At 65.0% G+C, this 13,055-nt stretch carries 15 protein-coding genes; 7 read left to right on the forward strand and 8 right to left on the reverse strand.

The genetic code is table 11. The features are described from left to right. From V7Q81_RS01785 to V7Q81_RS01810, 6 genes are all read left to right on the forward strand, one after another. Nucleotides 1–498 (forward strand): MnhB domain-containing protein (locus tag V7Q81_RS01785; RefSeq protein WP_333839799.1); only part of this gene is annotated, 498 nt, incomplete at its 5' end. Continuing rightward, nucleotides 498–839, forward strand: coding sequence for a Na+/H+ antiporter subunit C (locus V7Q81_RS01790; RefSeq protein WP_333839801.1), 342 nt, complete (start codon nucleotides 498–500; stop codon nucleotides 837–839). The genes V7Q81_RS01785 and V7Q81_RS01790, both read left to right, overlap by 1 nt. Then, entirely contained in the window at nucleotides 836–2,395 is a 1,560-nt protein-coding gene (locus V7Q81_RS01795; protein WP_333839803.1) for a monovalent cation/H+ antiporter subunit D, read from the forward strand. Before V7Q81_RS01790 ends, V7Q81_RS01795 begins: the two co-directional genes overlap by 4 nt. Further along, the gene (locus V7Q81_RS01800) at nucleotides 2,392–2,889 is read left to right on the forward strand and encodes a Na+/H+ antiporter subunit E (RefSeq protein ID WP_333839805.1); all 498 of its coding nucleotides are present in this window, start codon (nucleotides 2,392–2,394) and stop codon (nucleotides 2,887–2,889) included. Before V7Q81_RS01795 ends, V7Q81_RS01800 begins: the two co-directional genes overlap by 4 nt. Beyond that, nucleotides 2,883–3,152, forward strand: a complete 270-nt coding sequence (locus tag V7Q81_RS01805; RefSeq protein ID WP_333839808.1) for a K+/H+ antiporter subunit F — start codon at nucleotides 2,883–2,885, stop codon at nucleotides 3,150–3,152. The genes V7Q81_RS01800 and V7Q81_RS01805 overlap by 7 nt, the downstream gene beginning before the upstream one ends. 24 nt (nucleotides 3,153–3,176) lie before the next feature. Then, nucleotides 3,177–3,515, forward strand: coding sequence for a Na+/H+ antiporter subunit G (locus V7Q81_RS01810; protein WP_333839810.1), 339 nt, complete (start codon nucleotides 3,177–3,179; stop codon nucleotides 3,513–3,515). Between the two features lie 15 nt (nucleotides 3,516–3,530). Here the strand turns inward: V7Q81_RS01810 and V7Q81_RS01815 are convergent, their stop codons facing one another. The 5 genes from V7Q81_RS01815 to V7Q81_RS01835 are packed head-to-tail and all read right to left on the reverse strand — an operon-like array spanning nucleotide 3,531 to nucleotide 8,155. After that, nucleotides 3,531–4,181: a LutC/YkgG family protein gene (locus V7Q81_RS01815; protein WP_333839812.1), complete on the reverse strand. Its 651-nt coding sequence runs from the start codon at nucleotides 4,179–4,181 to the stop codon at nucleotides 3,531–3,533. A gap of 10 nt (nucleotides 4,182–4,191) precedes the next feature. Then, a complete protein-coding gene (locus V7Q81_RS01820) occupies nucleotides 4,192–4,443 on the reverse strand; it encodes a hypothetical protein (protein WP_333839814.1) in 252 nt (83 codons plus the stop codon). 34 nt (nucleotides 4,444–4,477) lie between these two features. Further along, nucleotides 4,478–6,010 (reverse strand): CoA-acylating methylmalonate-semialdehyde dehydrogenase, encoded by a 1,533-nt coding sequence (locus V7Q81_RS01825; protein WP_442954731.1) that lies wholly within the window; start codon nucleotides 6,008–6,010, stop codon nucleotides 4,478–4,480. Continuing rightward, nucleotides 6,007–7,413, reverse strand: coding sequence for a LutB/LldF family L-lactate oxidation iron-sulfur protein (locus V7Q81_RS01830; protein ID WP_333839816.1), 1,407 nt, complete (start codon nucleotides 7,411–7,413; stop codon nucleotides 6,007–6,009). Before V7Q81_RS01830 ends, V7Q81_RS01825 begins: the two co-directional genes overlap by 4 nt. A gap of 7 nt (nucleotides 7,414–7,420) precedes the next feature. Then, nucleotides 7,421–8,155 carry a (Fe-S)-binding protein gene (locus V7Q81_RS01835; protein WP_333839818.1) on the reverse strand — a complete coding sequence of 245 codons (735 nt, stop codon included), beginning with the start codon at nucleotides 8,153–8,155 and terminating at the stop codon, nucleotides 7,421–7,423. 181 nt (nucleotides 8,156–8,336) lie between these two features. On the opposite strand from V7Q81_RS01835, the gene V7Q81_RS01840 reads away from it, so the two are divergent. Continuing rightward, entirely contained in the window at nucleotides 8,337–9,074 is a 738-nt protein-coding gene (locus tag V7Q81_RS01840) for an IclR family transcriptional regulator (protein ID WP_333839891.1), read from the forward strand. Nucleotides 9,075–9,081: 7 nt separating this feature from the next. Here the strand turns inward: V7Q81_RS01840 and egtD are convergent, their stop codons facing one another. The 3 genes from egtD to V7Q81_RS01855 form a co-directional block, all read right to left on the reverse strand. Further along, entirely contained in the window at nucleotides 9,082–10,104 is a 1,023-nt protein-coding gene (egtD, locus tag V7Q81_RS01845) for an L-histidine N(alpha)-methyltransferase (RefSeq protein ID WP_333839820.1), read from the reverse strand. Between the two features lie 71 nt (nucleotides 10,105–10,175). Further along, nucleotides 10,176–11,063, reverse strand: coding sequence for a D-alanyl-D-alanine endopeptidase (gene pbpG / locus V7Q81_RS01850; RefSeq protein ID WP_333839821.1), 888 nt, complete (start codon nucleotides 11,061–11,063; stop codon nucleotides 10,176–10,178). 164 nt (nucleotides 11,064–11,227) lie between these two features. Further along, nucleotides 11,228–13,048, reverse strand: a complete 1,821-nt coding sequence (locus V7Q81_RS01855) for an ABCB family ABC transporter ATP-binding protein/permease (protein WP_333839823.1) — start codon at nucleotides 13,046–13,048, stop codon at nucleotides 11,228–11,230. Nucleotides 13,049–13,055 lie beyond the last annotated feature (7 nt).

Here is a 13,055-nt window from a genome sequence, read left to right on the forward strand (position 1 = left end):
CCCCTTTCTGGGGCAGGCGGCGCGAAAGCCCCGCTCGCGGGAAATCGCCCTATGGAAGGAGGGTCTCTCATCCTCACCGTCGCGGCCCGGGTGATCCTCCCGCTTGCGCTTCTGGTGGCGGCTTACCTCTTCCTGCGGGGCCATAACGACCCCGGCGGCGGTTTCATCGCGGGGCTGGTAACCGCCATCGCCCTGGTGATCCAATACATGGCGAGCGGCCTCGCCTGGGCAGAGCGGCGACTCAATCTCTTCCCCCGGTCCGTCACCGGCTGGGGGGTACTCGTCGCCGGGATTGCGGGCCTGGGAAGCTTCTTCTTCGGCTATCCCTTCCTCACCAGCACCTACGGACACTTGCACCTGCCGCTGCTTGGCGACCTGGAGCTGGCGAGTGCGGTGATCTTCGACCTGGGCGTATACCTGACGGTGGTGGGCGCTACTCTGGTCTACCTCACCCGGCTCGCTCGCGTGCCACTGCCGACCGCTTCGGGAGCCCCGTGATGGAAGCGCTGGTGGCCATTGGCATCGCTGCCCTCACGGCGGGAGGCGTGTTCCTCCTGTTGCGCGGGCGTACCTTCCCGGTCCTGCTGGGGTTGACCCTCCTCTCCTATGCGGTCAACTTCTTCATCTTCGCCATGGGGCGGCTCACCCTCGCGGCGCCTCCGCGCATCGTGGAAGGGGTCTTCGAGTACGCCGATCCCTTGCCCCAGGCCTTGGTGCTCACCGCCATCGTGATTAGTTTCGGCATGACCGCCTTCCTGGCGGCGCTGGCCGTCTGGAGCCGCTTGGCGAGCGGCACCGATCACGTGGACGGCGCGCCCACCGACGAGGACAGCGGATGAGCCACTGGATCATCGTTCCCATCGTCCTACCTGCGGTTTCGGCGGCGCTGTTGCTCTTAGCCGCCGGCCGGCCCATGCCAGTGCAGCGTTGGCTCTCGGCAACCGCCACGACGGGACTCGCCGCCATTTGTGCGGGCCTGAGCGCGTCCCTGGACGATTTCCCACAGGTGTATCTGCTGGGCAACTGGCCAGCACCTTTTGGCATCGTGCTGGTACTGGATCGGTTAAGCGCCCTGATGCTCACTCTCACCGCGGGCGTGGCGCTCGGTTGCCTCGCCTACGCGATGACGGGTTGGGACGCGGCGGGGCCCGCTGGCGGCAAACGCTATTTTCATGCCCTGTTCCAGTTCCAGCTCATGGGGTTGAACGGCGCTTTCCTGACCGGAGACCTGTTCAATCTGTTCGTTTTCTTCGAAGTGCTGTTGATCGCCTCCTATGGGCTTCTAGTGCACGGCGGTGGTGCTGATCGAGCGCGGGCGGGCATCCACTACGTGGTGGTAAATCTCACGGCTTCGGCCCTGTTCCTGGTCGGAGTCGCCCTGCTCTATGGCGCAGCCGGCACCCTCAACATGGCGGACCTGGCAAGGACCGTAGGAAGATTAGAGGGCGAGGCGGCGCTTCTCGCCCGAGTAGCGGGGCTCTTGCTGCTCGTGGTCTTTGCCGTGAAAGCGGCCCTTTTTCCCCTGTACTTCTGGCTTCCCATCAGCTACACCGCGGCGGCGGCCCCGGTGGCGGCCCTCTTCGCCCTCATGACCAAAGTGGGAGTCTACGCGATTCTGCGAATGTTCACCCTGGTCTTCGGGCAGCAGGGAACGGACGGCTTGGCCGCCCCGTGGGTCCTGCCGGCGGGGCTTATCACCTTAGGACTTGGCACGCTGGGAGTCCTGGCGGCGAGCGACTTGGGGCGCCTCGTGGCCTATCTCACCCTTGCATCGGTGGGCACGCTGCTTGCCGCCGTCGGCCTATTCACCCCCCAGGCCATAGCAAGCGCCCTGTTCTATTTGGTGCACAGCACCTTGGTGACCGCCGGCCTGTTCCTCTTGTGGGAGCGGATCGCGCTCGAGCGGGGTGGGGCAGCCGACCGCTTCCAGCGCGGGCCCCAGCTTGGCCGGCCGCTGTTGCTGGCCGGAGCGTACGCGTTTCTCGCCGCCTCTGCCGTGGGGCTGCCCCCGTTCTCTGGCTTCTTGGGTAAGGTGATGATCCTGGAAAGTGCCCGGCAGGCAGACGCGGCACTATTGGTTTGGAGCGTGGTCTTGATCACCGGGCTCCTCGCCCTGTTCGCCGTAGCCCGAGCAGGCAGCCGCCTGTTCTGGGATCTTTCCCGGGAGTCACCGCCGGCCCCCCAAGCCGCTTCACCCGCCCAGGCCCTCCCTCTGCTTGCCCTCATGGCGGGGCTTACCGCGTTGGTGGTCCTCGCGGCGCCGTTCAAAGCGTTCACCGATCGAACTGCCCAAGCGCTTTTCGACGTAGAACGCTATACCGCTGCCGTGCTTGGCCATCGCGCCCTGCCCCAACGCGGTCTGCCGGGCGATCCATCCAAGGAGGTCTCCCAATGAGCGCCCTGGCCCGGCTTCTGCCCCATCCCATGCTTTCGCTCGCGGTCGCCGTGGTGTGGTTGTTACTTGCCAATTCCGTGGCGCCTGCCCATGTGCTCCTCGCCGCGCTCCTGGGCGTTGCCATTCCCCGGCTTACCGCCGGGCTCTTCCCGGAGCGGCTGCGCTCCATCCGGCTAGGAATGGCGCTGAAGTTGTTCCTGCCGTTCTTGTGGGACATCGTGGTGGCCAACGTGGCGATGGCGCGCATCATCCTGGCGCCAGAATTGCGAGTCAAACCGAGCTTCCTGGCCCTCCCTCTTTCCCTCACCAATCCGTACGCTATCGCCGTGCTTGCCGGCATGATCACCATGACGCCGGGTACGGTGTCGGTGGATCTCTCGCCCGACGGGCGTACCCTGTGGATCCATGCCTTGAATGTGGAGGACCCTGAGGGCGCCGTCGCCGAAATCAAACGCCGTTACGAGCAACCACTGAGGGAGCTGTTCGAATGTTGACCGCTGCCGTTACCGTTGCATTGGGCGCTTTTTCCGCCGCTTTTCTGCTGTGCCTGTGGCGCCTCGTGCGAGGTCCGGACGCCATAGACCGGGTGCTCGCCTTGGACACCCTTTACATCAATGCCATCGCCATCATCATCTTGTTGGGAATCGCCCAGGATACGACGGTGTATTTCGAGGCAGCCCTGCTGATTGCGGCGGTAGGCTTCGTCAGTACCGTGGCCTTGGCTAAGTACCTGGCCCGGGAGCCGGTGATCGAATAATCAGGACAAGGGAGGTTCCGAATCATGATCGCCGAGGCTATCGTTTCCCTGTTCGTCCTAGCGGGTGCCTTCTTCGGGCTCACGGGCTCCCTCGGACTCGCCCGCCTGCCCGATTTTTATATGCGCTTGCATGGACCCACCAAGGCCACCACCCTCGGAGTGGGGGGTGTGCTGATCGCTTCCATGCTCCACTTCAGCCTGGCGGGTCCGGGCCTGAGCCTGCACGAGCTGCTGATCACCCTGTTCCTGTTCGTGACGGCGCCGGTGTCCGCCCACCTCATGGCCCGGGCGGGAGTAAGGCGAGGCGTCGATTCCTCCCTCACGCCGCCTGATGAGATCCGGCAAGAATCGATGGAGAATTGACGCGGCAACGCTCCCTCAGCCCAGCAGGATGACGTGCACCCGAGACGGTCCATGGGCGCCCAAGGTGACTGTCTGCTCGATATCGGCCGTGCGGGAGGGTCCCGAAATCAGGTTGACGGCACGGGGCGGTTTTTCCCGTTCGGCCCGCAGCAGCGCCCAGGCATCCTCCAGCGTCTCTACGATGCGCCCAACCGGCACCACGGCGACGTGGATTTCCGGCACCAGGCTGAGTGAGGGCGGCGTGGCCGGTCCCGAGAGCATCACCAGGGTGCCCGTCTCCGCAATGGCGCAGAAAGCACCGGTAATGCCTACCCGGTCCGCTCCCGCGGGACGCCTGCTCTCGACCAAGATGCCTGCCGACGCCCAACTCCAGCCCACGAGCTCCGGCCATACCACGGCCTCGAGGGGCAGCCCTTGCTCAGATAAATAGGCAGCAACGGCCGCCGGCACGCTTTCCTGGGCATCCACCCGCGCCACGGTGCAGGCCATGGCGAGGGCCCGCTGCCGGAAACGCTCGATACGTGGCCCGTCGAACGAGGGGCGCGGACCGGGCTCGTGGGCCTTCAGGGCATTGCGCACTGCTTCGCGCACTTCCAGGGGCGCGCCGTCGACCGAGCGCCCCAGGGCTTTACGGATGCGGCTCAGGATTTCTTCCCTGGAGTTCATCGTCGCCGACTCAAGCAACCCGGCCGCTAGGCGTTTCCGCCATGAACGTATACGGCTTACCGATCGGGTGGATGAAGCGGCAGAAGAATTGCGCCTCCTGCCGCCGCCCCTCCCGCAGCCTCCGGCAGCAAGCCGCGGGGCTCACCGCAAGTCCCGCCATGGGGCGAAGCTGCGCTCGGCAAAGGCGGATCCCGTGGCCGTAGACGCTGGGCACCACGATAGTGATCCCATCCAAGAACACGACCCAGTGCAGAGCCGTCATGGCAGAAGACGCGGGCTTCGCTTCATCTCTAGCTCTATCCCAGCGTCGGCATCGACAAGCCTCTGCCCGGCAAATCTGTCTCAGACCAGCGGGTGGTCACCACCTTGGTGCGGGTGTAGAAGTACACGCCTTCCATGCCGTGCACATGGAGGTCGCCGAACAGGGACTGCTTCCAGCCGCCGAAGGAGAAGAAGGCCATAGGCACCGGAATGGGTACGTTCACGCCCACCATGCCCACCTCCACCTCGTTCTGGAAACGCCGCGCCGCCGCCCCGGAGCGGGTGAAGAGGGCAGTGCCGTTACCATAGGGATTGCGGTTCACGAGTTCCAGGGCTTCGCCGAAATCCCGCACCCGCAGTACCACCAGCACTGGACCGAAAATCTCGTCCCGGTAGATGGACATCTCGGGAGTCACATGATCGAACAGGGTAGGGCCGAGGAAGAAGCCGTATTCGTGACCGGGAACTTGCAGTCCCCGGCCGTCCACCACCAGCCGAGCGCCCGCCGCTTCGCCCTGGTCCACGTAGCCTTTCACCCGATCCCGGTGGGCGCGGGAGATGAGGGGCCCCATCTCCACTCCCGGCTCGCTGCCCGGGCCGACCTTGAGGCGACGCGCCCGAGCAGCGAGTTTTTCCACCAGCGGATCGGCGGCTTCCCCTACCGCCACCACCGCCGAAATGGCCATGCAGCGCTCTCCGGCCGACCCGTAGGCGGCACCTACCAGAGCCTCCGCCGCGAAATCGAGATCGGCGTCGGGCAATACCACGGCGTGGTTCTTGGCACCGCCCAGCGCCTGCACCCGCTTGCCATGGCGCGCCCCGGTCTCGTACACATAGCGGGCGATGGGGGTAGAGCCCACGAAGGAAACCGCTTTTACCTCCGGGTGGACAAGCAGGGCGTCCACGGCCGCCTTGTCGCCATGGATCACGTTGAACACGCCGTCGGGCAACCCCGCCTCCTTAAAGAGCTCTGCCATGCGCAGGGAGGCCGAGGGAACCTTCTCGGACGGCTTGAGCACGAAGGTGTTGCCGCAGGCTATGGCCACTGGGAACATCCACAGGGGTACCATGACGGGGAAGTTGAAGGGTGTGATGCCGACGCAGACCCCGAGGGGCTGAAGCAGAGAGTGGCAGTCCACGCCCCGGCCTACGTCCTCCGCGTGCTCTCCCTTGAGGAGATGAGGCGCGCCAGAAGCGAACTCGATCACCTCGATCCCCCGCTGTACTGAACCCGCGGCGTCTGCCAGGGTTTTGCCGTGCTCTTCGGTGACGAGCCGGACGAGCTCGTCCCGGTGGGCCTCCATGAGCTCGCGAAAACGGGTGAGGATACGCGCCCGCCTGAGCGGTGGAGTGCTGCGCCACTCGGGGAACGCCGCCCGAGCGGCGCCTACCGCCCGCGCCACGTCCTCGGCTCCGCAGAAGGGCACGCGTCGAATCACCGCACCGGTAGCGGGATTGGTAACCTCGCCGAAACGCTCAGTGCAAGGCTCCACCCGCTGGCCTCCGATCCACAGGGGAACGATCCCCGGTTCCCCCTCCCTCGTCGCTCTAGACGTTGCAATACTCACGATCCACCTCGGCTCCGATAGAGTTCGCGAAAGGTCTTGCCTGCAGGTGCCGGAAAGTCCCGTCCCTCGGTCCAGCCGCGGCCGAAGGGCAGCCAATGCAACCAGCCCTTTTCGCCGGCCATGCGCTTGAGCAGCCGGGCGCCGAGGCGCAGTGCCCAGGCGTAGGCGCGGGGCCGCTGGGCCAGCCAAGCCCAGGCCCGCAGCGCCGCCCGCTCGGGCCAGGGCCGCAGACCCCGCTCCATCTGTTTTTCCCGCAGCTTGCGCATGAGCTCAGGCAAGGGAATTTTCACCGGGCACACGACCCCGCACTGGTTACACAGGGTGGCGGCATGAGGCAGATCCAGGGCCTTCTCCAGCCCCACGTAGGCCGGGGTGAGTACCGAACCCATGGGACCAGGGTACACCCAACCGTAGGCGTGGCCGCCTACGCTCTGGTAAACCGGACAATGGTTCATGCAGGCGCCGCAGCGGATGCAGCGCAGCATGGGCTGCAGGGCCGTGCCCAGGAGGGCGGTACGGCCCGCATCCACCAGCACGATGTGGAAGTGCTCCGGCCCGTCCAGGTCGCCCTCACCCTTCACGCCTGTCGACAGGGTGACGTAATTGGTGATGGACTGCCCGGTGGCAGAGCGGGGCAAAAGCCGCAGCAAGGTGGCAAGATCCTCTAGCGTCGGCACCACTTTTTCGATCCCGGTGATCGCCACGTGTACGCGCGGCAGCGTGGTCACCATGCGGCCATTGCCCTCGTTGGTGACGATCAGGGTGGAGCCGGTCTCAGCACAGAAAAAATTGGCCCCCGAGATCCCCATGTCCGCCGCGAGGAAATGGGGCCGCAGCACTTCCCGCGCTTCCCGGCACAGGGCTTCGATCTCGCTCTGGCGCGGCCGCCGATGCTCGCGCTCGAATAACTCGGCAATTTCGTCCTTGTTCTTATGCACCACCGGCGCCACGATATGGGACGGGGGCTCATGGGCGAGCTGCAGGATGTATTCCCCCAGATCGGTTTCCACTACTTCCACGCCGGCCGCCTGCAATGCCTCGTTGAGATCGCACTCCTCCGACACCATGGACTTGGACTTGACCGCCTTGCGTACCCCGTGACGGCGCGCGATCTCGCACACGATGCGCGCTGCCTCCTGATGGGTCGCCGCCCAGTGCACCTCTGCGCCCCGGGCAGTAGCGTTTTTCTCGAACTCTTCCAGATAGACGTCCAAGTGGGCCAGGACCCGCTCCCGGATTTGCGCCGCCGCCTCGCGAAACCGCTCGAAGTCGGGCAGTTCCGCGATCGCCCGGGCACGAGCGTCGACGAAGTTGGTTTGCAGCCGGGCAAGAGCCTGCTGCAGCCGTTCGTCCCGCAGCTTTTCCCGGGCGCGGGCCTTGAAATACATGGAAGTCACCTGCATGGGTCCCTCAGAGCTCACCGTCGGTGCCTGCCAGCACCTCCGCCACGTGCAGGACCCGGGTGCGATGGTTTCCCCGGCGGCGCAGTCGGCCTTCGATGTTGAGCATGCAGCCCAGATCTCCCAGCACCACCGCGTCTGCCCCTGTGGCCTCGATGGCTTGGCACTTGCGGTCCACGATACGGGTAGAGATTTCCCCGAACTTGACGGCAAAGGTTCCGCCGAAGCCGCAGCACTGCTCGGCGCCGGGTAGCTCCGCAAGGGCAAGGCCCTGCACCTTGGCCAATAGCTCGCGGGGCTGGCGTTTGACCCTGAGCTCCCTGAGGCCCGAACAGGCATCGTGATAGGTCACGGTGCCGGAGAAACGGCCGGGCACTGCTTGCAGCTGCGCCACTCGTACCAGGAAGTCGGTGAGCTCGTAGGTCTTGGCGCACAACCGCTCCACCGCCTCTCGGTGCGCCGGAAAATCCTGGAGCAGCTCCGGATAGTGGACCCGGATCATTCCGGCGCACGAGCCCGAAGGCACTACCACGTGGTCGCAATCAGCGAATTCTTCCAGAAGCTTTAACGCAAGCCGCTGAGCCCCGGCGCGTTCCCCGCTGTTGTAGCCCGGCTGGCCGCAGCAGGTCTGGGTGGCCGGCACCACCACTTGGCAGCCCGCGGCCTCCAAGAGCTTGAGCGCCGCAAACCCGATGCGGGGACGCAGCAGATCGACGAGACAGGTCACGAAAAGACCGACGCGCACGGCCTTGGGGATCGGAAAGCGCTCGAAAAGGTCGCGTGATCATAACATACCCCCCTTCCCTGCCCGCGACCGTTGCCGCTCGAAATTTCATAATGTAAAATTTGCCCCGTCTTTGTGCAGCGCAGGAGATTCTTTCTTGGCCGAAAACGGGACAAAATCTTCCATTCAGGTGCTAGAGCGCATGATGGCGCTGCTGGAGGCCTTGGCCGAAAGCCCCGAGCCCCTGAATTTGAAGCAGCTCGCCATCAAGACCAGCCTCCATCCTTCCACCGCCCACCGGATTCTGAGCGTGATGGTGGAGCACCGCTTGGTAGACCGCATCGAGCCCGGCACCTATCGGCTCGGCATCCACTTGCTGGAGCTGGGAAACCTGGTCAAGAGCCGGATCAACATCCGGGACGAGGCCTTGCCCTTCATGCAGAAACTGCACGACAAGATTCACGAGACGGTGAATCTCTCCATTCGCCAAGGGGACGAGATGGTCTACGTGGAGCGCCTGGTGTCGAGCCGCTCGGCCATGCGGGTGGTTCACCTGATCGGCGCCCGCGCCCCCTTGCACATCACGGCCGTGGGGAAGCTCTTTCTCGTGGAAGACGGGCCGGAAAAGGTCCGGGAATACGCCCAGCGCACTGGCCTGCCTTCCTTCACCCGCAACACCCTCAACAGTTTGCCCAAGCTCACCCAGGAGCTGGAGCGGGTGCGCCGGCAGGGCTACGCCTTCGACAACGAGGAAGCAGAGCGAGGCGTCTCCTGCGTCGGTGCCGGGATCCGTGACGACGAAGGTCGGCTTGTGGCGGGGCTCTCCATCTCTGCCCCCTCGGAGCGCCTGAACAAGGCTTGGGGCCCCTTGGTCAAGGAAGTGGCCGACGACATCTCCCACGCCATCGGTTACCGACCCGTGCGGGCGCTGCGGCGCTGATCTCGCCTCAGCTCACCTCCAAGTACAGGACGGCGAAGGGCTCTTCCGCTCCGATCCAGCTCTGCTTCAGCCTGAATCCGGCACACCGGGCGAGCGCCTCGAAATCTTGCACCGAGTACTTATAGGAGTTCTCGGTGTGCATCGCCTCGCCGGCGAAAAAGCAAAACCGCCGCCCCGCCACCGTAACCTGCTGGTGGACCACGCTTTGCAAGTGCATTTCGATCCGGCTGAAGGCCTCGTTGTAGAAGGCTACATGGCGAAATCTTTCGGGGACGAAGTCCCCTTTCAGCTCCCGGTTGATGCGCAGGAGCAGGTTGAGGTTAAATTGGGCCGTCACGCCGCCGGCATCGTCGTAGGCCCGGGTCAGCCGGTCAACTTCCCGCTTGAGGTCGATGCCGATCAGCAGTCCGCCGCCCTCTCCCACTTGGCGAGCGGTGCGCGCCAGAAAGCGCTGGGCATCCTCCGGATCGAAATTACCGATGCTGGAGCCGGGAAAATAAGCGACGCGACGCGCCTGAGGCCCCGACTGGGGGAGTTCCCAGGCGTCGGCGTAATCGGCCCACACCGCCTCGATGTGCAGCCAGGGGAAGTCCAAGGCGAGCTGGCGAACTGCGTGCTCCAGCATCTCCAAGGAGATGTCGACCGGCATGTATACCGCCGGCCGCAACGCCTCGAGGAGAAGGCGCGATTTGCGGCTGTTGCCGCTGCCGTATTCAATGAGCCAGACCCCAGTCCCGAGGCAGGCTGCTATCTCCTGCCGGTGGCGCTCCATGAGGGTCGTCTCGACCCGGGTGATGGCATATTCGGGCAGCTCGCAGATGAGCTCGAACAGCCGACTGCCGCGCTCGTCGTAGAAGTATTTCGGCGGTATGCGCTTCGGACGAGCGGCAAGGCCCGCCAGCACGTCCTCGCGGAATCGGTCGGCCACGGGGATGCGGGTATGGAGCCTCGCCCTGGGCGCGAGAGACCGGGGTGCCCCGATGCGTGCAGCCGTCAAGGGTAGAGGAGGAGCGGAACGCTCGTTCGCCATGGAAATCCGGAAGGCGCACTAGTCTTGCGGCCCCGCGCCCGCAGTCCCTAAGGCGAAGAAAGGCCGCTCGCTCAGCCTGATACCGCAGGCAACCGGGCGGAGCTCTCCATCCAGCGCTTGATGCGGTTGGCGTCGCCGATGCGGGTGAGTTTACCCCAAGAATCCAGGAGCACGATGATGACCTGGCGGCCCGCGACCCGGGCCTGCATCACCAGGCAACGGCCGGCCTCCCGGATGAAGCCGGTCTTGGAAACCTCGATTTCCCAGTCTTTATGGGCCACCAGGCGGTTGGAATTGCTGAAAGCCATGGTGCGCCGGGTGCCCGGGACTTCGATCTGCGCCCGGGGCGTGGTGGTAAATTCCCGGATCAGCGCATAGCCTGCGGCGGCCTCCACGAGCTTTGCCAAATCCTGGGCGGTGGAAACGTTGCGGGCGTCCAAGCCGGTCGGCTCGACGAACTCGGTGTGCGCCATTCCGATGATCCGCGCCTTGACGTTCATGGCGCGGACGAAAGCCTCGGTCCCACCGGGGTAGGTGCGCGCCAGGGCAGCGGCGGCCCGGTTCTCCGAGGCCATGAGGGCCAAGCGCAGGAGCTCCCGGCGCGGCAGCACCGTCCCGACCCGCAACCGGGAGCCGGTGTGCTTCAGCGTATCCACGTCGGCCGCAGCGATGGTGAGGGGAGCCTCCAGGTCGAGCCCGGCATCCAGCACCACCATGGCGGTCATCAGCTTGGTAATGGAAGCGATGGGCATCACTTCCGTGCTGTTCTTGGCGTAGAGCTCGGTGCCGCTCTCGTAATCCAGAACCAGCGCGGCCGCCGATTTGAGCTGAGGTCCATCGGCGGGCACCAGCGTGGCTGTCCTGAAAGAAGCTTTACCGCGCGGCACCGTGCCCTCGTCTTGCGCCTGCGCCGTACCGATGACCATGGCGGCGAGCAGGATCGCCAGCCCTCGTCCCATGCCGTCGTCCCCCCTGCATCCGTGCTCGGCCGGCCGCCCCCGCAGCACTCCCCTGCTGCTGCGGCCGCATCCAGCCCTCTCTTACCATAGCAAAAAATGTAACCTATGGAAAGGGTTGAGATAAAAACTTAGCGTGTTTTCGAGGCATTTGTGCCCCCTCCCCTTCAAGCCGCTGGCTGGGTCAGTGACAAGCCTCCGGGGGCCGATGCCCCCCGCTCCCGCTGTTGCAGGGTCCAGAGCCGAGCGTAGACGCCACCGCGTTCCAGCAATGATGCGTGATCCCCCCGTTCCACAATACGGCCTTGATCCATCACGAGGATTTCGTCCGCGTGGAGGAGAGTGGAAAGCCGATGGGCGATCATGAGGGTGGTGCGGCCCCGGGCGATGCGTTCGATTTCCGCCTGGATCGCCTTTTCCGACTGGGAATCCAAGGCCGAAGTGGCTTCGTCGAACACCAGGATGCGGGGATTCTTGAGCAGTGCCCGGGCAATGGCCACCCGCTGTTTCTCCCCGCCCGAGAGCTTAAGCCCCCGCTCCCCGACCTGGGTCTCGTAACCGTCGGGCAGCCGCTCGATGAATTCGTGAAGGTGGGCCGCCCGGGCCGCCGCCACCACCTCCTCGCGGCTCGCGTCAGGCCGGCCGTACTGGATGTTGTAGAAAATGCTGTCATTGAACAGTACCGTGTCCTGGGGCACGATGCCGATGGCGGCTCGCAGGCTCGCCTGGGTCACGTCCCGGATGTCGATGCCATCGATGGTGATGCGCCCGCCGGTCACGTCGTAGAAGCGAAACAGCAGGCGCGCCAGCGTGGATTTGCCGGCGCCCGAGTGACCCACCACCGCCACCGTGCGCCCGGCGGGGATCTCGAAGCTCACCCCGTGGAGAACCTCCCGCCGGCCGTCATAGCTGAAGCGCACTTCCTCGAAGCGTATGGTGGGATTTGCCGCCGCCAAGGCTGGCGCATGGGGCTTGTCCTGGATCTCCCGATGCTCGCCTAGGAGCTTGAACATGCGCTCGATGTCGGTCAAGGATTGCTTGATCTCCCGGTACAACACCCCCAGGAAATTAAGCGGGATATAGAGTTGGATCATAAAGGCGTTCACCAGCACCAGGTCGCCGATGGTCATGCGCCCGGCCACCACGCCCTGGGCCGCCTGCCACATGATCAGGGTCGCGCCAAGGGCAATGATGCCGCTCTGTCCCGTATTCAAGGCGGAGAGAGAGGTGGTGCTTTTCACCGCCGCCGCCTCGTAGCGTCGCAGGTTCTCGTCGTAGCGGCGCGCTTCATGCTCCTCGTTGCCGAAATACTTCACCGTCTCGTAGTTGAGCAGGCTGTCGATGGCTCGAGTGTTGGCGCGGGAGTCCTCCTCGTTCATCTGGCGCCGGAACTTGGTACGCCATTCGGTCACGGTCACGGTGTAGAGGACATAGGCAACGAGGGTGGCAAAAGTGATCAGGGCGAACCTCAGCTCGTACATGTATAGGAGTACCCCGGTCACCAGGAGGATCTCGATCAGGGTGGGCAGGATAGAGTAGAGCGTATAGCTCATGAGGCTCGTGATGCCGCGCACGCCCCGCTCGATGTCCCGGGAGAGGCCCCCAGTCTGCCGGTCCAGGTGGAAACGCAAAGACAGGGAATGGAGGTGGCGGAAGACCTCCAGGGCAAGGCGTCGCGCCGCCCGGTGGGTAACGCGAGCGAAGACGATCTCCCGTAGCTCCGTAAAGAGGGTCGTGGACAGCCGCAGCGCCCCGTAAGCGACGAGCAACGCCAAGGGGACCGCCAGCAGGGCCTGGCTGCCAGAGAGGGCGTCCACAATCTCCTTGAGCACCAGCGGCACGGCCACGTTGGCCAGCTTGGCAGCGAGCAGGAAGGCAAGGGCAGCCGCCACCCGGCCGCGGAACTCCCACAAATAGGGAAGCAGCCGTCTCAAAGTGCGCCAGTCACCGCCTGAAGCGGCGGGCGCCACCGAATCGTGGGCGCGCATCGGCAGA

Origin of the sequence: Pelomicrobium sp. (assembly GCF_036803785.1) — a bacterium.
Lineage (GTDB): Bacteria > Pseudomonadota > Gammaproteobacteria > Burkholderiales > UBA6910 > Pelomicrobium.

Bases quoted from the DNA above. Each gene is read 5' to 3' on its own strand.
- V7Q81_RS01790 (WP_333839801.1), top strand. From the start codon at position 498: ATGGAAGCGCTGGTGGCCATTGGCATCGCTGCCCTCACGGCGGGAGGC.
- V7Q81_RS01795 (WP_333839803.1), top strand. From the start codon at position 836: ATGAGCCACTGGATCATCGTTCCCATCGTCCTACCTGCGGTTTCGGCG.
- V7Q81_RS01800 (WP_333839805.1), top strand. From the start codon at position 2,392: ATGAGCGCCCTGGCCCGGCTTCTGCCCCATCCCATGCTTTCGCTCGCG.
- V7Q81_RS01805 (WP_333839808.1), top strand. From the start codon at position 2,883: ATGTTGACCGCTGCCGTTACCGTTGCATTGGGCGCTTTTTCCGCCGCT.
- V7Q81_RS01810 (WP_333839810.1), top strand. From the start codon at position 3,177: ATGATCGCCGAGGCTATCGTTTCCCTGTTCGTCCTAGCGGGTGCCTTC.
- V7Q81_RS01815 (WP_333839812.1), bottom strand. From the start codon at position 4,181: ATGAACTCCAGGGAAGAAATCCTGAGCCGCATCCGTAAAGCCCTGGGG.
- V7Q81_RS01820 (WP_333839814.1), bottom strand. From the start codon at position 4,443: ATGACGGCTCTGCACTGGGTCGTGTTCTTGGATGGGATCACTATCGTG.
- V7Q81_RS01830 (WP_333839816.1), bottom strand. From the start codon at position 7,413: ATGCAGGTGACTTCCATGTATTTCAAGGCCCGCGCCCGGGAAAAGCTG.
- V7Q81_RS01840 (WP_333839891.1), top strand. From the start codon at position 8,337: ATGATGGCGCTGCTGGAGGCCTTGGCCGAAAGCCCCGAGCCCCTGAAT.
- egtD (WP_333839820.1), bottom strand. From the start codon at position 10,104: ATGGCGAACGAGCGTTCCGCTCCTCCTCTACCCTTGACGGCTGCACGC.
- pbpG (WP_333839821.1), bottom strand. From the start codon at position 11,063: ATGGGACGAGGGCTGGCGATCCTGCTCGCCGCCATGGTCATCGGTACG.
- V7Q81_RS01855 (WP_333839823.1), bottom strand. From the start codon at position 13,048: ATGCGCGCCCACGATTCGGTGGCGCCCGCCGCTTCAGGCGGTGACTGG.